Genomic DNA, 20,212 nt, shown 5'->3' on the forward strand with positions numbered 1-20,212 from the left:
TGATTTGTGTGTGTTGCTATTTGTGTTCAATCAAATAAAGGCAGTCTTCCTAGTTATTCGGGAAGACTGCCTTTTGTTTAAGCGGCATACCAGTAGCAATGAAAAAGACGAATTTGTTAGGTTATTTTTTATCGCTCGGTAAGAATGGCTGAATCAAATTAGCCAGTGACTGCATATTCCGTGTTTGAATATAGATTGTACCATTGCCACTGAATTCAGTGACTAAGCCTTCACCAGTTTTGAAACCAACCACACCGCTGGCTGGCTTAATAGAATATTCTAAGCTACTATCCCAAGCGACCACATGATTATTATCAACCACATATTGGTGACTGCCGTCTAATTCAATCGGAATAATATCGCCATATGAGGAAACTAAGACAGTACCTGTACCAGAAGTTTCCATGATGAAGAAGCCTCCAGTTCCGCCAAAGATTGCACCACTCGTCTTTTGGCTAACCATGTTATAACTTGCCGTTGAATCCATAGCGAGAAAGGCACCGGTGTTCAGCCGATACTGATGATCAGCATCGATAGCGAGCGCTTTAATAGCTCCCGGGTTGTTCGGAGCAATAGTCATTTTAGCATCGACTGAAGTTCCAGTCGCTGTTGTGATGAAAAAGCTTTCTCCACTTGTCATGGAACGGCCCAGAGCGCTGACGAAGCCGCCGAGTCCTTTCTTACCATTATCATTCAGGTGACCGCTTAAAGTTACAAGGCCATTATGATAGATCAGAGAGCCAGATTCAATCTGGATCGTTTCATCTTGAGCTAAAGTCAGGTTAACGACGGGAAATGTAGTATTAGTCGTGATTGTATACTTCATGAGACTACTTCCTTTGGATTTACCTTTTTATTTAAAAAGAAGCATAGCATAGTCTCAAGCTCCGCACTAAGAAATCTTCTTGCTCTTTAAGCACATTCCTTAGCAACAAAAAAGGCTCCGAGCCTTCTCTACCCGGAACCTAGTTAATCAAGGAAAGATCCTCAATCGGCGCAACATTCGTTTTACAATTCTGAATGAGCTAACACCTCAATATTAAATTTACGCAATCCCTTGTCCTGACCTACCTGTCCACTTGTAAACTGTCTGCTAATGTGGGCGAAGTCAACGACTACCTCGTGACTGGTCGCTCATCACCATTTGATCGGCAGGCAAACGGCGGTATAGGCATCACGCGTGGCACACATATGACTATCTATCAGTCATACACCTCCAAATTGGAACGTGATTTATTTGGTGCAGGGTACGCATGAAACTCACATTACGAGTTTCGTTAAACAATTTGGGTCATTGGAATCACCTGCTGTTTCTCAGAAAAACTGATGCAACACGCTCACCAATTTGAAACTTTAAAACCTAATTTGGAACTTGGAGCGGATAAAAAATGGTTCAACATTCCGGTGCTACCGTAACCTACTGTGTCACCAACACTTCGCGCGGTCAGCTAATCTCGTTGACAAGGCGCGGTCTAAATGTTTCTCAACATCCATAACTTTACGTGACCTGCGGACTACCAGCTTTTCAAACGCTGGGGTAGCTGTGATCGTCAACCGTGGTTCCCAGAACCATCCCGGTACGACCATGATGAGAAGGCGTCGATTGAGGGAGGTAATTCCTTTCCTCACCAGTATAGTAGCACGTTCAGAAAACGCTTACAACAAAAATGCTTGGTAAAAATAATTTGTAACATATGTCGATTTGAGAGTGGCATGTACATGATGAATGAGTAATAACCAACCAACAATTATTGAATAACTTTTAATATAATAACGCTTCACATTTATCTAGCTGTAGTTATATTATGGTGTTTAGTGGTTTTGCTAGTTAACTGTCTTAACACAAAAACATATTTGAAATCACCATAACTGCTAGAATAGCCGACTTCAATTGAGTCGGTCCATTAATTGGCTGGGAGGCCACATCATGAAATTGAAGCATGGGAAACAATCTCAAATTCGGGTAACGCGTTTTAAGCTGTATAAGGCCGGCAAGCTTTGGCTAGTTGCAGGAACTGCGTTATTGACAATCGGTATTGGCGTTGGCGTAAGTGAAGTACAGGCGGCGACTACGCAGACCAGTGCAACTACGACCAGTGCGGCAGGCAGTCAAACATCTGCTCAAGTGTTGGCCAGTCACTCAGTGAAATCTGCTAATTCCACTGTCAGCCAAACGAGTCAAGCATTGAGTAGTGCAACTAGTGCAGTTGGTCAAACCACAAACGGCGTTCAACAAGCTTCAACTGCTGTGACTCAAGCATCGACTAACGTACTTGCAGCACAGCAGAGTGCGACTAATCTAAGTGCGGCCGCACAATCACTCAATCAGTTACAGAGTATGGTTAGTCAGGCGAAGCAGACAGTATTTGCTGATCAAAGTGGATTGAGTTCAGCACAATCAACAAATACTGATGTTGCCAAGCGGCTTACGACTGCGTCCACAGCTGTCAATGAGGCCAATGCCCAATTGACCAATGATCAACAGACGTTAACTAGCGCGCAACAAGCGCTGGCTACACTGACTGGTTCAGTTGACTTAGTGAGTGCACAGTCAGCAGAATCAGTTGCTCAGTCGGCAGTTAATGCGGACAATTCAGTCATTGCCAGTTTGACGGCAACACTTGGACAGACCGAGACAGTTCAGAGTAAAGCAACGAGTGCAGTTTCCTCTGCCCAATCATTGATGGCGCAACAGAGTCAGGCGGTTGTCAATGCATCAACAGCGCAACAACTGGCTCAGACCACATTCAGCAGTGATAATGTGACAGTGACGAGTTTACAGACACAGATTGCGGCTGCAAGTCAGACATCAACAGATGTGAGTGCCTTAAAGCTACCAACTACTTTTGCAAGTGAATACAACGCATTTAGTGCAGGAAATGTCACATCCGCCGATTTTAGCACCTACATGAGTAGTGTTTTTGCAGCTAATTCTTTGGCCGGATCAACAGAAGGTGCTTTATCAAATGCAGCTAGTGCAACGGATCAAACAGTTAACGTTGCCAGCTTGACGTCGGCCCAGGCTGATGCAGCCGGTCTATTCACAGTGGCCGTCGTTAACCAAGTTCGGAGCGCTTTAGGGGAACAACCGATTGCCGCTAATGCGGATATGATGAAAATTTCAGCGAAAATTGCCGCTCAGTACGACGCTGACAATTGGGATTTGAGCTCACAAGGTCATGATAAAGTCGCTTTAAATAATATTGACAGCGCTGCTGGCTTATCGAGCTGGAGCGAAAATGCTGGCGGACCAATTTCTGGTTGGAATACCAATGTTGGAAACTATACATTGTCTTTGTATCCTAATATGAACGACTTTGAAACTTTTCTATATATTTCCATTACCAGCATGCTGTTTGATGATGCTGACTCTGGATGGGGGCATTTAGAAAACTTCTTGAATTCATCGACCAATGTTATTGGGATTTCTGGTGATAAGTACGACTGGGTTCATTTTAATATGGATGGTTATAATGGAATTGCTGGATTGGGATCAGCACCAGTACAAGTTAGTTTGACTAACAACTTATCTGAACCAGCGTCATCTGACGTAACTGCCTTGATCGCTCAATTGAATCAAGCGACGGCAAAACTAACGGCTGATCAACAGGTCTTGTCACAGGCAACTACGTTATTGAATAATATTCAGTCAGATACAACTGCGCAAAATGCTTTGAATACTGCACAGCAACAATTGCGGCAAGCAAATAACAGTGTTACGATGACAACTCAGCAACTCGATCAGGCTCAAAAGCTGTTAGCGGCAGATCAAGTCACTTTAACCAAGGCATCGCAGATCGTTCAGCAAGCCAAGACGACGGCTGCAACTGATACCACTGCAATTAAGCTAGCAACGGCTGTGGTTAGCGCTGCTCAGGCACAGTTGACAACCGATCAAGCAGTTCAGTCAAAAGCTACGACGACTTATCAGGCGACGGCAACGTCTCAAACGGCGATTAGCCGACAACTAGATGCCGCTCAAAGACAGCTGATGAGTGATCAGGCTCAATTAGCCACTTTGCAACAACAATTAGCGGCCGCCCAAAATGCGTCGAATGAATTAACCAATGCTGATACTGCAATAATAATTGCTCAACAAGTTTTGGATCAAGCAAACGCGGCTTTGACCAAAGCTCAAAATGATGCTAAAGACGCTTTAGACGCCCAAAGTAGCGCCCAATTGGCGTATAATGCGGCTATTACGGCACTAAATGCTGCTCAAGTTCAATTAGAGCAAGCTAACGAAGCTGCTAATTCTACGTCATCAGCTACCAGCGAAGCAACGTCAACATCGACAGCCTCGACGAGTTCGGCAGCAACGTCAACATCGACATCCTCAACGAGTTTAGCGGCAAAGTCAACATCGACAGCCTCAACGAGTTCGGCAGCAACGTCAACATCAACATCCTCAACGAGTTCTATGGCAGAGTCATCATTAGCGATGTCAATATCTAATATGTCAAAGAGTACGGTCGAATCCATGACAGGTACAAGAAGTTCAACAGGGAATGTGACGGAAATGCCAGCTTGGGAGGTAAAACCGACTGACACGGCTGTTGTATTAAACTCTGTAGTGGCCCCTAAGACAAAGAGCCAGGCTATACAGACATCTCACGAAAAACAATTACCGGCAACTGGTGCACAATCGTCACAACAAACTGGTCTACTAGGGTTAGCATTGGCAATGTTAACTGGTTTAGGTGTGCTTGGTTTTAAGCGTAAGCGTTAACCAATTTAAATTTTTTTGGATTAAAAGGTGCCATACCTGGTTTGTGCTGGGAATGGCACCTTTTTTGTTAAAAAGTGTAATTTAGGCGATGAATTAAGTTAGAAGGTTTGTGTTTATTCAAATGATTTTTCGGAATAACGCGATCGTTACGGCACAAATGATGGGTATTAGTCGGGTGATTAAGCAAATGTTTTTCAAGTAGAAAATGTGACGAAGCCTATTTAGCAAGTGGAGACTTGAGAAAGTGATTTTAGTGGTTCATGGTGCATTATTGATAATTTGTCACAGGTGCCCCTAACCTTGGTGGAATAAATTTTTAGCAATGAGATAATTGAAGATTTCTTTCTCGGCGAGTTTTAAATTTTATGATTTTCTAATGAATTGTATTACCATTTTGCAAGTAGTAATCGGGAGTAAATAAGTGAAGATTGATTTAATTACCGTTAATATGAAGGTAGAACAGTAAGCTTTCATATTTTTAGAGACATCGAAGTTTTGCAAAGGAGGTTCGATTATGAGTAGAAAAATCGTTTTAGAATCAGCAGCACAAGCCTTTAGCGAAGCCAACCAGCCGCATCCACGAATCTATGAATTACCACCCAAAGACGGACGTGCATTATTGGAGGAAGTACAAACGTCACCAGTTAATAAATATAACGTTGATATTGAAGATATCCTTGTTGCAACAGGTAAGTGGGGCGAAGTGCCGGTGCGAATTGTTCGTCCAGCTGGCAATTATCGTCAATTGCCCGTCATCTTCTACATTCATGGTGCAGGATGGGTCTTTGGTAGTGCCCAAACTCATGACAAGTTAGTTCGTGAATTGGCGGTGCGGACGAACTCAGTTATCGTGTTCCCTGAATATTCGCGGTCTCCAGAAGCCAAGTATCCGACAGCAATTGAACAAAACTACGCCGTTTTACAGCAATTAAGTAACCTGGCTGAAAGTAAAAAGTTTGATCTTAGTCGACTGACCATTGCCGGCGATTCAGTCGGTGGAAATATGGCGACGGTGATGACCCTTATGACGAAGCAGCGCGGTGGATTATCGATCTTACAGCAACTTTTATTTTATCCAGTGACTGATGCTACTTTCACAACGACGTCTTACGATCAGTTTGCAGAAGGTTATTACCTAACGAAGGATGGCATGAAGTGGTTCTGGGATCAATATACGACAGACGAAAAACAACGAGCAGAAATAACAGCCTCACCTTTACGTGCGACGATTGAACAATTACGAAAATTACCACCAGCGCTGATTATAACTGGCGAGGCAGATGTATTGCGAGATGAAGGCGAGGCCTATGCCAATAAGCTGCGCGAAGCTGAAGTTAACGTGACACAATTGCGTCTACAAGGGATGATCCATGATTTTGTGATGGTTAATTCATTAGACCAGACCAATGCCACTCGAGCAGCGATGGCAATGGCGACGAATTGGATCATGAATGGAAACCACTAATTAAGCACTGACTTTAAATTTGCTCAGTGTTTTGGTTCTGAAAATAAGCTCAATAAAAGCTAGCGTCTCGAGATGCTGGCTTTTATTGAGCTTATAACATAGATCAGTATTTGGTGACCAAGCCTAGCAAAGATGGCCTTTGGACTTTTTGCTTTGAGTAAGAGTCATCGGATGATTCAGGCTCCAGATGTTTCTCCACGTACTATAACTTACGACTATTTTTTTCAAGTGCTTCCCAGAGCCCATTCAGATAGGCAATTCCTAGAGCACGATCATACAGGCCATATCCTGGAACGCCATCTTCTCCCCAAATATTACGGCCATGATCAGGACGGATATAGCCATTAAAGTTTGTGTCATGCAGTGCTTTCATAATCTCATACATATCTAGGCTTCCGCATTCAGAAAGGTGGGCTGATTCGTGAAAATCACCTTTTTTATTCATAAAGCGGATGTTACGGGCATGAATAAAAGGTGCGCGATCTTTACTGACAAATTCACGAATGATAGCCGGCACGTCGTTATCGGGATTTTCGCCTAATGAACCAGTACAAATGGTAAAACCGTTGTACTTAGATTCATGCATTGCTTCGATAGCACGCATATCTTTGGCATTTTTGTAAATGCGTGGTAGACCAAAGAGCGGACGCGGAGGATCGTCAGGATGCATGGCCATGCGAACGTCACATTCTTCGCAGACAGGGATGATGGCGTCCAAAAAATATTTCATATTTTCGCGTAGTTTACTCTCATCAACATTTTTGTAAGCTTTGAATAAACCCTCAATTGTGGCAAGACGATCAGGCTCCCAGCCCGGCAATGTATATCCGTTCGAATTTGCTCGTGTGGCATCGATAATTTCCTGTGGGTCCTCAGCTAATTTATCAGCTTCGAAAGCCATATCGTTAGAACCATCTTCCAATACATAGTGCAGGTCGGTGCGTAGCCAGTCAAATACGGGCATGAAATTATAACAGATAACTTTGATGCCAAATTCAGCAAGGTTTCGAATTGTTTGCTGGTAGTTTTCAATATATTGATCGCGACTAGGCAAGCCAATCTTAATATCATCATGGATATTGACTGATTCAATCACTTCTAATTTCAAACCAGCTGTTTCAACTTCTTTTTTTAACGCGGCAATCTTGTCTTTCGGCCAGACTTCGCCTACTGGTACGTCAAATAATGCGCCCACAACTTGTGTTGTCCCAGGAATTTGACGAATGTTCTGCAGGGTGATTGGGTCATTTTTAGATCCGTACCACCGAAATCCCATATTCTCCATATGTCTTACTCCTTCTGATACTTAATTAAATGTTTCGTGCAATGTTTTGCTAACGGCTCCGGGAGCCGCAATCATTTTAGTAAAGCTTTTTTCAATTGATTCGGTCAAACCTAGCGCACTCAAATCAGTGGGAAAAATCTGTTTATTAGATAAAATTGGTTTCAATACTGTGTGTGCATCAACTGTGTCGCCAAGTTTAATATTAGTCACATATGGCTGTAATTCTGCTAGTAATGGATCTGGACTTGGCACGAAAGCGTCGCCATCGTCGTTAATGGCCATCAAGAACCGGCACCAGCCAGCAATGATTAACGGAATGGCTTTTAACTTACTAGCATCGGCCTCTTTATCTAGATAATGTTTTAAAGTGACGCCAAAGCGAATCGGCAATTTTTGTGAGGTGTCACTGGCGATTCTTTGCGGCGTGTCCGGGATGTTTTTATTCGGTAATCGTTTATTGATTACTTCGTCAATGAAGGACTTAGGGTTAATAATTCCGGGGTTCTTGACAACGGGAAGGTCCTCGTTGTATCCCAGCTGTTTGACGAGGGATACAAGATCTGGGTTCGTCATCTCTTCTGCAATACTAGTATAACCGAGAATTGAGCCAAAGATTGCAAGTCCGGTGTGTAAAGGATTTAGACAAGCAGTTACTTTCATTTGATCGGCATCGTTCACAGTTTCACGATTAGTCAAAATGACGCCAGCTTTTTCCAAATTAGGTCGACCATTTGGAAAACTATCTTCAATCACTAAGTAATGTGTTTCTTCGGTATTACCAAACGGTGCAATTGTCGTATTTTTAGCAGTGTGAATGATCTTCGTGTCTTCAAACCCGCTGGCCTTTAAAATTTTTGCCACTGACTCGGCTGGATTCGGTGTGATACGGTCGATCATGCTCCAAGGGAAACTGACCAGAGTAGGATCATTTAAGTAATCAATGAAGCCTGGCTCTGCTGTCCCTTCGTGGACCCAACCGGTAGCAATTGTTAAGACACCATCTTGGAAACGCTGACCATTTTCCGAAAAATTGTCGGTCGAGATCATTGCAATCGGCAACTTACCGTGGCTATATCTGGCAAGCAGCAACCTGGTAATAGCCCCCATGTTAGTCTGAGCATTATCTGGTGCCCCATTTATATCAGCTTGAGCGGTCTTCGTTAGATTTCCATTGACGTCACGTAGTGAGTACCCTTTTTCAGTAATAGACATTGTTACTAATTGAAGTGACGGATTCTGAAAAATTGTTTTCAGTTTTTCCCATCCGTCTGCCTGCGCCTTATTGTAATAAATTGCATCGGACACGCTAGCAATTAACGTTTTTTGGTAATGACCAGTTTCATCCATGACAACTTGCAGGGTTCTATTGGCATAGGGTTTATAGGCTTCATTAATCACACCGTCATCGTAAGTTTCAGCAACGATAATACCGGAGGTCATTTCCCCAATGTTCAACAGATCTTGAGCAATTTTGGCGTGAAAGCAACGAAATAAATTTCCACCACCAAAGTGGACCCAAACTGGTTTTTTAACTGTATGTTCTGTAACTACGGCTTGATCAAAATTTGGTAAAGAAACGCCAGCATCTTTAAAAACTGATACCTTCGAAAGATAATCATCAGTTAGCTTATACATAACGCGTGCTCCTTTTAAAATAATAGATATACTAATATATCAGTTCTCAAAATCAGTTTATCACGAAATGAATCCGTTTTCAATTGCGGCTTTTGTCCTTTCGTGACGATAATTCAAGCTCTGTTTATCGAACTCATATTGGCACGCAAGTGATTTGTGAGTGGAAGGTCACCAATGTGTCTATATCAAAGTGCGACTAATGAGAGGCATTTAACACTTGATTTGTCGAAACTAATCAATCGCCAAACCTTGAGTGATCGAGAATTGACTGAACCAAGGAGCGAAAGGATTCAAAAACAGACAACAGACAACTGACTTATAGACACGCACTAAGTTAAAAGCGACTTTAAATTTTACCCTCATTGAACTACAATACTAATATATCAATTGGTCCGATTATTTCTTAGAATGGGGGTAAGGCGTTCGATAGAAGAGAGCCTTGATAAGGTTTGCAACAATTTGAAAGCGCTTTATTAGGAGGTAGAAAATGAGTGAATTTTTAACCATTGGTGAGCCGATGGCAGTATTTGCTTCGGAGGATGTCGATAAGTCGTTAGTAGAGGCTCACAATTTTGGAAAATATGCCGCAGGAGCTGAATTGAACGTTGCCATTGGTGTGAGCCGTTTGGGACATACCGCGGCTTATCTTTCATCGGTAGGTGATGATCCTTTTGGCAAGTTTTTGATTCAGGCAATGCAGGTGGAAAATGTTGATGCGACGTACGTGACTAAAAGCAATGAGTATTGGACAGGATTTTATTTAAAGGAGCGGGTAAACGTTGGCGATCCGTCAACTCACTATTTCCGTAAAAACTCTGCCGCAGCAAATTATGATATTCGGAATTTAGAAAAACTCAATTTAGATGATGTTAAGATTGCACATCTTTCGGGGATCTTTGCTGCACTTTCCGAAAATGACTTGGAAGTTTTAAAAGCTTTGGGTAAAACACTGCAATCAGCAGGTAAGTTGATAACGTTTGATCCTAACTTGCGGCCAGCATTATGGGACACGCAATCAAGAATGATTGAGGTGACCAATGAACTTGCTAAATTAGCAACAATTGTCGTGCCAGGTGTCAACGAAGGTGAAATTCTTGTTGGCACAGATGATCCAGCGAGCATTGCTGATTTTTATTTGAACCAAAGTCGTCATACTCAAATTGTGATCGTCAAGATTGGCCCTAAAGGTGCGTTTATTAAAGAAAAGGGTAAGCCAGGTCGGACGATTCAAGGTTTCAAAGTTGATAAGGTGGTTGACACCGTTGGTGCGGGCGATGGTTTTGCCGTCGGACTGATTACTGGATTGTTGGAAAAGCAGACTTTAGACAATGCAGTGAAGCGCGGCTGTGCAGTTGGTGCGTTGGCTGTTATGAGTCCAGGAGACAATGATGGTTATCCAACGCCTGATGAGCTCCACAAATTTATGAGCCAAAGTGTTTAATAGGAAAGGTGATAAAGATATGAAACGAGCCGAGTTACTAGAAAAGATGATCAATACAGGTGTTATCGCGGTTGTTCGGGCTGAAACGCTTGAGAAAGCCGTAAAAGTAGCCGATGCTATCATTAAAGGTGGTGTCACTGGCCTCGAATTAACTTACAGTGTGCCACATGCAGATACAGTTATCTCGAAATTAGTTGATAAATACGAGGGAACTAACGTGGTCGTGGGTGCAGGGACGGTACTTGATGCAACGTCGGCCCGCTTAGCCATTATCGCAGGTGCGCAATTCATTGTTAGCCCTACCTTTGATAAAGACGTCGCTTTCTTATGTAATTTGTATCAAATTCCATACGTTCCTGGCACATACACCGTAACTGAGGCCCAAACGGCGCTTAAATACGGCTCAGAAATCGTTAAGATGTTCCCGGGAGCGTTAGCTGGACCAGCCGCTATTGCAGAATATCACGGGCCATTTCCATACTTGAACGTAATGCCATCTGGTGGTGTAAACGTTGAAAACATGGCCTCCTGGTTTGAAGCAGGAGCCGTTGTTGTCGGCGCTGGTGGTGGTTTAACTAAGCCAGCAAACAAGGATGATTTTGCTGGTGTGACTGAGAACGCCAAGGCATACATCGCTGAATATAAACGAATTATGGCCTCGAAAAAATAAAAGTTCTTTCCTAATTATTGCCGTCCGTATCACTATTTAAGCAGGTACAGAAATTTCCTGGTGTTGGTTTTACCAGCACCATTTTTTATTCACAAATTTAGGACAAAATAAAAAGGGCATTCTGCCCTACGCTACGATATCAGCGACCAAACCTAATCAAAGCGAGGTATTTATGACGTCCCAAACTGGTTCTATCTTAGATATGTTCGAAATAACAGACCCACATTTACATATTTGACCAGACCAAAGTTATAGACCACTTTGGTGCGCATCATCGCGGCTAAATTAACCTATGAACGCAAATGCTGTCCATTTTGTGGGCAAAACATTTTGATTAAGTACAGTCAGTTAAAATCCATAAAAATGGCGATTCAACTACAGAATTGGTAGCGAGAGACTATCGCTTACAGTAGTTGAACCGCCATTTTACTTAATTTATATCGTATTAGAGATTAGATTTTTTAATCGAAGAAGCCAAAGTAGTTGCGTGCATTTTCGTAGCTAATTCGTTTAACAATGGTGCCGAGGTATTCTTCATCATCGGGAGCTTGACCACGTTCTACCCATTGGCCAATGATGTCACAAAGGACACGGCGGAAATATTCATGACGCGGGTAAGAAAGGAAGGATCGACTGTCAGTCAGCATGCCCAAAAAGTTGGGGAACATACCAACATTCGCATAGAGTTTCATTTGACTCTCCATACCATCACGGGTGTCGTTAAACCACCAGCCTGCACCAAGGTGCATTTTCTGAACTGGTCCTTCTTGGAAGTTACCTAACATCGTCGCGATGGCTATCCAGTCATTTGGATTAAGTGAGTACATAATTGTTTTTGGCAAAATTTGTTTAGCTTGGGCGTCATAGAATAGTTTAGTTAGTTGATCTGTGATGTCTGATTGAGTGCCCACCGAGTCAAAGCCAGTATTAGGACCAATCTTGTTAAACATCGGTTGATTCTGGGAACGATTGACATTGATGTGATATTGTAGAACCCAATTATGATCTTGGGCTAGCTTCATCATGGTTTCCACTAGGGCAGTGGTATACTGGCTAATTTCATTTTGACTGAGTGCTTTATTTGCGATAGCTTTCTGGAAGATTTGTTCTAATTCATCAACAGATGCAGCGACGTAATGGTAAGTATTCAAGCCAAGGTCAGCAATTTTGCCACCGTGATCAGAGAAAAATTGAACGCGTTGAGTCATGGCATCCTGCAAAGCGGAAAAACTGTTGATTTTGACGTCGGCAACCTTGCCTAATATCTCAAGATAGTCGGCATAGCTTTTAGCAGTTAAATTAAATGCATCATCTGGACGCATTCCTGGCAGAACCTTAAATGAAAGATTTTCTTTTGCCAATAATTCGTGATACTTTAAGTCTGATTCTGGTGAATCGGTAGTAACCACAACTTGGACGTTAGAACGAGCGATTAAGGCACGGGGAGTAAAAGAGGTGGTTGCGAGCTGTTTGTTGGCCTCGTCCCAGATAGCTCTTGCCGTGGACGGGTTTAAACGCGTGTTGATGCCAAAGAAGCGGCGTAATTCAAGGTGAGACCATTCGTATAGTGGCGATCCTAAAGCATTGTCAATCGTCGTCGCCCAGGCTTTGAATTTTTCAAAATCATCGTCGTCGCCCGTAATCAACGATTCAGGGACTCCCTGAGCACGTTCTAAACGCCATTTATAATGATCTCCGTAGAGACCCTCATTGATCCATATTTGAGCGAGATTGGCATAATTTTTGTTTTCGTAGATTTCCTTTGGCTCTAAGTGGCAGTGGTAGTCGATAATCGGCTGGTCTTCAGCATATTCGTGAAATAGTTTTTGCGAAATCTTCGTTGTTAATAAAAAGTTATCATTAATAAGTGCCATTATTTTACCTCGATTTCTTTACCTAATTGATCTAACAATTCCACCCAAGATTTTTTGCCTTTGTATTTGATATTCATGCTATCAACAAATCTAGAAAGAATACCCTGAGTTTGACTGCCGAAGTTATTACTTACCTCTTGCAAGGCCTCGTTAATGCGCAATGTTTCCCACTGTGTGTAGGTTAGACTTTGCCAGTCGGTTCCGTTGAAAACCAGCGCGAAAGTATCGTCGGTCAAGGAATTGCTTAAGTCTGTGGTTAACGAAAGATTGATTTCGGTTAGGTCTACTGAATTTAGGTTAGGTATTAACGAAAGCGTTGTTAACTTTTTTAAAGGTTTGTTATAGACGATCACATGTACTGCCATTTTTAAATCCTCCTTCCTATTTGTTTTTTTGAACTTGTCGTTCTTCGAAAGTTTGATCAGGCCAGAGACTTTCATAAGGATGACCAGTTAATTCTTCGACCACTTCTCTGGTTTCTGAAGTAGCTTCTGACTTATTGCCACCAGCCTCAAGTCGATTAATTTCGGCTTGCAAAGTTTCATGAGTTTGACGATTTAATTTAAAAGTCCATGAGACTATCAGTGCGATGGCAATTAAGATGATGGGTGCAATCATGAAAACTAGGGCAACTCTGTCAGTGACGCCCACTGATTGGTGTGTGGCATTAGTGACATAACCAAGTTCTTCAAGTAGAATCCCAGCTAACCAAGTGGCCAAAGCACCAGTGGATTTGCGGAAAAAGGTCATCACTGCTGCATATGTACCAGCCTTATCACCGCGCGTCATAATGTGGTCAACATCAGGAATAAAGGGAAATACATTCCATGGGGTGAATTCTAATATGCCCCGAGACATCTGATAGATAATCGTGATGATAATTAGGACGGTCAAAGGGTTCTTTACATGCAGGAAGTAAACTAATCCATAAGCAATCATAGCTAAAATAATTCCAATATATGAAAGACTATACAAGAATCGTGGACCGTGGGTGATCATTAATTTAGCAGCAATTAGGGTTGAGAGAATTCCGAAGACAGCAAAGGCGTTAAGAACCCAGGGGATATTTGAGGCCATTCCCAAACAAACGACGATGAAGGTAGGAAGCAATGTTGCATAGAAGTCTTTACCTGTAAAAGAGAAAATATAAATTGTTAGATGTTTGCGAAATGCAGAGTTTCGAAAAGTCTGACCATAATCATGTAAGGTTTCCCTGATGTATTGGCCAACGGTTAGCTTTGGGCGAGCGTCTAGTTCTGCTATGAATTCTTTTGTTAGAGGCCGTTCCCAAGTCATACGATATGAAATGAAAATTGCAACAACGAAAAGAATTGTCCAAAGAATTCCTGCAAATAGATAAGCATTCTTTTTGGCCGCTGCACTAGGCAATGATTGCAAAATGGCCAGAATAAAGAACACCAGCGAAGTCCCAGTAGCTGAAATAAACATCCGAGATCCTGACAAAACCGTCCGCTTGGTGTAATCAGTTGTCATTTCTGTTGGCAGTGTTTCCCATGGAATGAGAATCATGCCGACGAAAAGCTCGGTTAAAGTATAAACAGTCAGATAATAGACGAAATCATGCCCGGGCCCAAAAATTGAAGTTGCCGGTACCCAAAAGGCTAGAAATGAAATTGCGAATCCAATTAGGCCGATAAGCATCCAAAAATGACGACGGCCATATTTTTTACCGAGTTTAGTCTTATAAAAACCATCGGTAATCGTTCCAAAAATTAGGGAAAAGATAGCATCAAATATTCTCGCGACCCCAGTGATCGCCCCTGCCATCGCAGGATTCAAACCAACTGATAAGGTCAAATAAGCGAAGATAACCCCTGATACAATATTGTTCCAGCCGCCACCCATTAGATCAGTTAAACCATAGGCAACGCCACGCTTAACATTAATTTCCTTAGGTGTGTAAACCCACCGCTTTTGGTCCATAAAAATTCATCCTTTCATACAAGGATCATTCCTTGCTATCAACATCAGAAAAAACTGCGCCAGCCGAGAACTAATATATTAGTATATTTGAAACAAGCTCATGATAGCGCTTACTAAAAATGGTGTCAATGGTTTGTTCATATTCGAGCAATGTCAAATGCTGATGGATTGAGTTTTGAAGGCCAATAATCATCCTAAAGTAAGGACTTATGGGTAATAAAAAAAGCCCATCAAGATTGATAGGCTTTACTAATTGTGCACAAGATAACTATGAAAAATATTCAGGAAACTTCTTTTTAACAACTTCGGCGTCAGTATCCAACATATCAAGATGCCGGCCAATGAGTTTGCTTGCATAATCGCTGTCTTGATGTGCGATGGCGTCGGTTAACTGTTCATGATCCTGATAGATTTTTTTCCAATCAAGTGGCGAAACATCTAAGCGTAGGTACCGGAACCGATTATACTGAATATTGACTTTTTGAAGCCAGCTCCAAACATATAGCTTATGTGTAATTTCGTAAAAGCTTCGATGAAATTGTTCATCAAGATCAAAAAAATTGTCGTAGTCCCGAGAGTTTAAATAAACTTGCTGCAAGCCAAGAATTTTTCGTAATTCCTTTAGCTGAGTGGTGGTCGTTATTTTACTGGCATCGGCAACAACAACTTGCTCTAAGGTTTTCCGAACGAAGCGTGCTTGATAGACCTCGTCAAGCGTGATTTTAGATACGAATGTGCCACTTTGAGGACGAATATCAAGCAGATCCTCTCTTTGTAGGCGGATCAGAGCTTCGCGGACAGGTGTAATGCCAATATCTAAAGAAGCTGCTAGGTCGTTTTTGTTGATGCGCTCGCCAGGTTTTAATTCGAGACGTAATATCATACTTTTAATTTGTTCGAAAGCTTGATCCTGAAAACTGCTTGTTTGTGCCATGTCTTTCTTTACCCATCTTCTATGGTGATTACCGAATTTAATTCATGTGAACAATACTATAATAGTCTCTATCTAGGTGCAACTATTGCTAGATGGGGCGATGATGCTAATTTTGCCAAATTAACCTTTACTTTATGGGGGCAGCCGGCGGGCATGCTGTAGATTTCTGTTGGTTCCGAAAGTGAGGCCATTATATAGTCGGGTCTTATAGCAAGTGGATCTGTACCAACAGTCACGAGGGTGAGCGGGGCAGGTTACGTGCGGTGATCTGTCTTTGTATAGATGTATAGGATAGTTTTGCTAACAGAAAAGCAAAATGATTATCGTTTAAATTTTCAAAAGCTTAAACTAATTATCTTAGCTTAGGTTATACTGCTTTTGTGAACTAAAACATAATCAATAGAGGCATTGACATGGATAACTTCCAGACAAAGAACTTTTCAACGATGATGACTGGACGCCAATCTGTTCGGAATTTTGATTCAAATGTCACAATTGCACGTCAAGAAATTTCTGAAATGATTACCGAAGCAATTTCGGCACCATCGGCCTGTAATTTACAATCTTGGCATTTCACCGTCGTTGATACGTCGGATTGAAAGGCAAAGTTACGTGAATTTTTCTTACCTTTCAATTTTCGTCAATTGGATACTGCTTCAGCCATGATTATGATTTTTGTCGACACTAAATCATATGAGTCTTATCGAGAATTATGGCAACAGGCATACGAAAACGGGCAGGTTACAGCAGCCAAGCGCGATGAAATTTTAAAGACTTTTTATCCGTTTTATGAAACGGCCACACCAGAATTTTTGCATAATGATGCAACTGTTGACGCTTCTTTAGCAGCAATGCAATTTATGCTAGCAGCGCCTGTTCATGGATATGCAACGAATCCTATTGGTGGCTATGATCCCAGTAAAGCGGCGACTACACTTGGATTAGATTCGGAGCGCTATGTGCCCGTGATGGGGATCGCGATTGGAAAGCCAGCTGTCGAGGGTAATCTTGGTGAGGACTTAAGTGTCAAGTCAATTCGTTATTCAGCGGAGAAAGTGGCCGAATTTATTTAATTGAAGCATGAGGAGCGCAGAACGTAAGTCGATAGGTGGCTTACGTTCCGCTTTTTTTGTTTGAAAGTAAAATTCAACGCTAACTTTTATCCCAATTATGGATGTAAGTTAGAAAAAATAATTTGACAGCGAGAGCGTTCGATAGTTTAATAGTTTAAAACAATGAACGGAGGAGCGACATGGCAAAATTTACCGCATTGAAAGAAGCGTTTTCCACTTGTAGCGATTTTCTGATCGCTTTAGGTGATGAAAAGCGTCAAGCCATTATTATTCGTTTATTAGAAGATCAGGCTTGTCAAGGGGTGCGGGTTAACGAATTGACGGAAGTGACGCAGCTATCACGGCCGGCAGTTTCTCACCATCTAAAAATTCTTAAAGCTGCTCAATTAGTGCAATGTCGTAGTATTGGGACAAAGAACTATTATTATTTGACCCATGAAACACAAACGCTTGATAAATTACAACAGATGTTAAACGATGTCACCAAGATCATGACAAGGAGTAACTGATATGAAAAAAGTATTAGTGGTTGAGACCAACACGACACGGTATCAGGGCACTGAGGATCCGACCGGTTTATGGTTAGGCGAGGCGGCCGAATTTGTCGACGAGATGAACCATGCCGGAATTGGTGTCGACTTTGTCAGCCCTAAGGGTGGTTTTGTTCCACTCGATCCGCGAAGTATGAAGTATACCGATGAAGCCATTATGCGGGTGTATGAAAGTCAGGATTTTGTTGAACGCGCTTTAAAGAATACGTTACGACCTGATCAAATTAATCCAGCCGATTATTTTGCTATTTATTATACGGGTGGTCACGGGGTGATGTGGGACTTTCCTGACAATCCTGAGTTACAAAAGCTAGCGATGGATATTTATCGCAATGATGGGTATGTAACGTCAGTTTGTCATGGAATTGCGGGTTTGTTGAACATCAAGAATGATCAAGGCGATTATTTGATTGATGGAAGAAATGTCACAGGTTTTACGACAGCTGAAGAAATCATTGCTGGTAAGAAATCAGTTGTCCCATTTTTAAACAAGGCAGCCGCCGAAGCCCGTGGTGCTCATTTTGAAAAGAAACGTTTCTACAGTGAATATGCTGTTAAAGATGGTCATTTGCTAACGGGGCAAAATCCGTTTTCAGTTCGAGCAGTGGCTAAGTTATTGCTCAACGAAGTTAAATAGAAGATTATATCTTGAGAGTGGGACATAACGCCGAATTGAGAGCGAGCACTAGCGAAAAAGTGAGCATCTTCCGTACTTTGGCGGGTGAAGCGAACCCCCAGAGTTGGACAAAATTCAACTCTGGGGGTTTTACTATGACCAAATATAATTATGAATTTAAAGCAAAAATTGTCCCAAATTCTTGGTCAGTCGGTCAGCAAAAGCAAGGCCTGAGTCTATTTGAATTTAGGCTCAGGCCTTGCTTACAATTATTCATATTTAATTTTTTGTGTGTCGATCATTAATCATAAAGAGAGACATGAAATAATTTAACGGCGCTCTGCAAGGTGATCGCAACACTCATTGCAAAGCTCCAGCCAATGAGGAGACTTTGATTTGGCCAACTACGGGTAGTACCAATTGTGACCAACATAATGCCACCCATCAATTGCCAAAAGGTTGCCGCATGATAAGCGAAACCATCCACTAGTTTGGTGACGTTTAAAGAACTAGGAGCGGTCTGGTTGACCTCAGCAAAATGTGTTCCTAATAGTCGCACTGCTATGACCTCACCCACAAACATGATTAGCCAGAGTAAACTAGTTAAAATGGGGTCAACTGGCAGCCACCATTGGTGTGCAACTGACCAAAGTGTTAAGGCAAATAGAAATCCTGCGGAACTTGTGAACAAGCTCTCGCCCAAAAGCCAGATTGCGGTTGGCCTTTGATTTGTTTGACCGCGAAGCAACCTTGCGATGATTGTGACAATGAGGAAACTAACAGCAGAAATGATCATGAAAAGACCTTCGATTCGGGATCGTCAGTCATTTTCAGGATGATTTTTCCAGTTGCGTGACCGGAAGCTGAGTATGCCAGAGCCTCGTTAATCGCGGAAAATGGGACTATACGATCAATAACCGGTTTCAAAATATCAGCTTCAATGAGCTGACGCAATGTTTCCAATTCAACGCCGCTTGGTTTCATGAAGAGAAAGGTGTAAGAGGCGCCCGTTTGTTTCTCCAATTTGGTTAAATCACGAGTCACGAAGCCAAATGCCAGTTGTTTCCACAAGGGTACGCCGTATTCTCTGCCAAAACGGGCATTTGGCAAGCCAGAGATGCTGACGATTTTTCCACCAGGTTTTACAATCTTAAAGGCATCGCTTAGGGTCTTACCACCGCGAGTATCAAATACATAGTCATAATCGCTGAGCACGTCCGCAAAGTTAGTTGTCCGAAAATCGATTGGGTAATCAGCTCCAAGTGAACGAACTAAATCAAAGTTATCTTTGCTAGTTGTCGTAGCAATGTAAGCGCCGAGATAGTGGGCAATTTGAATTGCCATGACACCGATTCCACCAGAACCACCTTGGATCATTACTTTTTGACCAGGTTGGATGTCCATAATGTCGTGCAGTGCTTGATAGCTTGTTAATCCAACGAGGGGAATCGCAGCAGCCTGTGCAAACGTCAAGTTCGCCGGTTTCTTAGCAATGTCGCCTTGACCCACGGCGATATATTCTGCAAAGGTTCCAATGCGATTCTTTTGGACACGACCGTAGACGGCATCACCAACTTTAAAATCCGATACAAAAGAACCAGTTTTAGTTACAATGCCAGCGAAATCGCTCCCCATAATCATTGGCATTTTATATTTGAGTAACATTCGCAAACCACCGTCTTTGGTCTTAATATCGATGGGGTTAATACTAGCGGTCACAATCTTAATCAGCACATCGTTTGGCCCGATGTTAGGCCGTGGTACGGGTTTAATCACCGGCATTGGTTGTTTGTAACGGTCAATCACGGCTGCTTTCATTGTTGCTGTCAAAATTATTTTCCTCCATCTTTTTCGTTCGTTAGTTTAATCTTTTGAACTTATTATGAGACGAATTTTAGCGCGTTCTTGACCTGATGTCAACGAAGATTTGTTGACAAATTTAAGCAAATATCGTTAAATGGTTTGAGAACATGAACGTTTATAGAAATTATTTTA

Annotated in this window: 15 protein-coding genes and 1 pseudogene; 7 read left to right on the forward strand and 9 right to left on the reverse strand. The window is 42.2% G+C overall.

Annotation, left to right across the window (positions count from 1 at the left end; translation table 11 throughout):
- Positions 1-121: 121 nt before the first annotated feature.
- Complete coding sequence (locus tag ACYQ0Y_RS07585) at positions 122-826, reverse strand: TIGR00266 family protein (protein WP_407882960.1); 705 nt, start codon at positions 824-826, stop codon at positions 122-124.
- Positions 827-1,927: 1,101 nt separating this feature from the next.
- Here ACYQ0Y_RS07585 and ACYQ0Y_RS07590 point away from each other — a divergent pair.
- Positions 1,928-4,729, forward strand: coding sequence for an SEC10/PgrA surface exclusion domain-containing protein (locus tag ACYQ0Y_RS07590; protein WP_407882962.1), 2,802 nt, complete (start codon positions 1,928-1,930; stop codon positions 4,727-4,729).
- A 514-nt stretch (positions 4,730-5,243) separates the two neighbouring features.
- Positions 5,244-6,194 (forward strand): alpha/beta hydrolase, encoded by a 951-nt coding sequence (locus tag ACYQ0Y_RS07595; RefSeq protein WP_407882964.1) that lies wholly within the window; start codon positions 5,244-5,246, stop codon positions 6,192-6,194.
- A gap of 202 nt (positions 6,195-6,396) precedes the next feature.
- Here ACYQ0Y_RS07595 and uxuA read toward each other — a convergent pair whose 3' ends face one another.
- Both uxuA and ACYQ0Y_RS07605 read right to left on the reverse strand, forming a co-directional pair.
- Complete coding sequence (gene uxuA, locus ACYQ0Y_RS07600; RefSeq protein WP_407882966.1) at positions 6,397-7,479, reverse strand: mannonate dehydratase; 1,083 nt, start codon at positions 7,477-7,479, stop codon at positions 6,397-6,399.
- Positions 7,480-7,500: 21 nt separating this feature from the next.
- A complete protein-coding gene (locus ACYQ0Y_RS07605; protein WP_407882968.1) occupies positions 7,501-9,114 on the reverse strand; it encodes a mannitol dehydrogenase family protein in 1,614 nt (537 codons plus the stop codon).
- A 487-nt stretch (positions 9,115-9,601) separates the two neighbouring features.
- Between ACYQ0Y_RS07605 and ACYQ0Y_RS07610 the strand changes: the two genes are divergently transcribed.
- Positions 9,602-10,555 (forward strand): sugar kinase, encoded by a 954-nt coding sequence (locus tag ACYQ0Y_RS07610; RefSeq protein ID WP_407882970.1) that lies wholly within the window; start codon positions 9,602-9,604, stop codon positions 10,553-10,555.
- Positions 10,556-10,574: 19 nt separating this feature from the next.
- Complete coding sequence (locus ACYQ0Y_RS07615) at positions 10,575-11,225, forward strand: bifunctional 2-keto-4-hydroxyglutarate aldolase/2-keto-3-deoxy-6-phosphogluconate aldolase (RefSeq protein ID WP_407882972.1); 651 nt, start codon at positions 10,575-10,577, stop codon at positions 11,223-11,225.
- A 461-nt stretch (positions 11,226-11,686) separates the two neighbouring features.
- On the opposite strand, the gene uxaC is transcribed toward ACYQ0Y_RS07615, so the two are convergent.
- The 4 genes from uxaC to ACYQ0Y_RS07635 all read right to left on the reverse strand — a co-directional run bounded on the left by uxaC (position 11,687) and on the right by ACYQ0Y_RS07635 (position 15,977).
- Positions 11,687-13,099 (reverse strand): glucuronate isomerase, encoded by a 1,413-nt coding sequence (gene uxaC / locus ACYQ0Y_RS07620; RefSeq protein WP_407882973.1) that lies wholly within the window; start codon positions 13,097-13,099, stop codon positions 11,687-11,689.
- Positions 13,099-13,464: a hypothetical protein gene (locus ACYQ0Y_RS07625; RefSeq protein WP_407882975.1), complete on the reverse strand. Its 366-nt coding sequence runs from the start codon at positions 13,462-13,464 to the stop codon at positions 13,099-13,101. The genes uxaC and ACYQ0Y_RS07625 overlap by 1 nt, the downstream gene beginning before the upstream one ends.
- 16 nt (positions 13,465-13,480) lie before the next feature.
- Positions 13,481-15,043 carry an MFS transporter gene (locus ACYQ0Y_RS07630; RefSeq protein ID WP_407882977.1) on the reverse strand — a complete coding sequence of 521 codons (1,563 nt, stop codon included), beginning with the start codon at positions 15,041-15,043 and terminating at the stop codon, positions 13,481-13,483.
- Positions 15,044-15,311: 268 nt separating this feature from the next.
- Positions 15,312-15,977, reverse strand: coding sequence for a GntR family transcriptional regulator (locus tag ACYQ0Y_RS07635; protein WP_407882978.1), 666 nt, complete (start codon positions 15,975-15,977; stop codon positions 15,312-15,314).
- A gap of 413 nt (positions 15,978-16,390) precedes the next feature.
- On the opposite strand from ACYQ0Y_RS07635, the pseudogene ACYQ0Y_RS07640 reads away from it, so the two are divergent.
- From ACYQ0Y_RS07640 to ACYQ0Y_RS07650, 3 genes and pseudogenes are all read left to right on the forward strand, one after another.
- Positions 16,391-17,050 (forward strand): annotated as a pseudogene (locus ACYQ0Y_RS07640) (nitroreductase family protein).
- A gap of 179 nt (positions 17,051-17,229) precedes the next feature.
- Entirely contained in the window at positions 17,230-17,559 is a 330-nt protein-coding gene (locus ACYQ0Y_RS07645) for an ArsR/SmtB family transcription factor (RefSeq protein ID WP_407882980.1), read from the forward strand.
- A 1-nt stretch (position 17,560) separates the two neighbouring features.
- Entirely contained in the window at positions 17,561-18,238 is a 678-nt protein-coding gene (locus tag ACYQ0Y_RS07650; RefSeq protein ID WP_407882981.1) for a type 1 glutamine amidotransferase domain-containing protein, read from the forward strand.
- 280 nt (positions 18,239-18,518) lie between these two features.
- Here the strand turns inward: ACYQ0Y_RS07650 and ACYQ0Y_RS07655 are convergent, their stop codons facing one another.
- Together ACYQ0Y_RS07655 and ACYQ0Y_RS07660 are read right to left on the reverse strand one after the other, a co-directional pair.
- Positions 18,519-18,776, reverse strand: coding sequence for a hypothetical protein (locus ACYQ0Y_RS07655; protein ID WP_407882983.1), 258 nt, complete (start codon positions 18,774-18,776; stop codon positions 18,519-18,521).
- Positions 18,777-19,009: 233 nt separating this feature from the next.
- Positions 19,010-20,035, reverse strand: coding sequence for an NADP-dependent oxidoreductase (locus ACYQ0Y_RS07660; RefSeq protein ID WP_407883452.1), 1,026 nt, complete (start codon positions 20,033-20,035; stop codon positions 19,010-19,012).
- Positions 20,036-20,212: the final 177 nt, after the last annotated feature.

This window comes from Furfurilactobacillus curtus (genome assembly GCF_054657915.1).

What these genes read in the sequence shown, in the direction of transcription:
- ACYQ0Y_RS07660 (WP_407883452.1), bottom strand. Translation starts at nt 20,035, where the DNA reads ATGAAAGCAGCCGTGATTGACCGTTACAAACAACCAATGCCGGTGATT.
- ACYQ0Y_RS07605 (WP_407882968.1), bottom strand. Translation starts at nt 9,114, where the DNA reads ATGTATAAGCTAACTGATGATTATCTTTCGAAGGTATCAGTTTTTAAA.
- uxaC (WP_407882973.1), bottom strand. Translation starts at nt 13,099, where the DNA reads ATGGCACTTATTAATGATAACTTTTTATTAACAACGAAGATTTCGCAA.
- ACYQ0Y_RS07645 (WP_407882980.1), top strand. Translation starts at nt 17,230, where the DNA reads ATGGCAAAATTTACCGCATTGAAAGAAGCGTTTTCCACTTGTAGCGAT.
- ACYQ0Y_RS07595 (WP_407882964.1), top strand. Translation starts at nt 5,244, where the DNA reads ATGAGTAGAAAAATCGTTTTAGAATCAGCAGCACAAGCCTTTAGCGAA.
- ACYQ0Y_RS07615 (WP_407882972.1), top strand. Translation starts at nt 10,575, where the DNA reads ATGAAACGAGCCGAGTTACTAGAAAAGATGATCAATACAGGTGTTATC.
- ACYQ0Y_RS07585 (WP_407882960.1), bottom strand. Translation starts at nt 826, where the DNA reads ATGAAGTATACAATCACGACTAATACTACATTTCCCGTCGTTAACCTG.
- ACYQ0Y_RS07610 (WP_407882970.1), top strand. Translation starts at nt 9,602, where the DNA reads ATGAGTGAATTTTTAACCATTGGTGAGCCGATGGCAGTATTTGCTTCG.
- ACYQ0Y_RS07650 (WP_407882981.1), top strand. Translation starts at nt 17,561, where the DNA reads ATGAAAAAAGTATTAGTGGTTGAGACCAACACGACACGGTATCAGGGC.
- ACYQ0Y_RS07630 (WP_407882977.1), bottom strand. Translation starts at nt 15,043, where the DNA reads ATGGACCAAAAGCGGTGGGTTTACACACCTAAGGAAATTAATGTTAAG.
- ACYQ0Y_RS07635 (WP_407882978.1), bottom strand. Translation starts at nt 15,977, where the DNA reads ATGGCACAAACAAGCAGTTTTCAGGATCAAGCTTTCGAACAAATTAAA.
- uxuA (WP_407882966.1), bottom strand. Translation starts at nt 7,479, where the DNA reads ATGGAGAATATGGGATTTCGGTGGTACGGATCTAAAAATGACCCAATC.
- ACYQ0Y_RS07590 (WP_407882962.1), top strand. Translation starts at nt 1,928, where the DNA reads ATGAAATTGAAGCATGGGAAACAATCTCAAATTCGGGTAACGCGTTTT.
- ACYQ0Y_RS07625 (WP_407882975.1), bottom strand. Translation starts at nt 13,464, where the DNA reads ATGGCAGTACATGTGATCGTCTATAACAAACCTTTAAAAAAGTTAACA.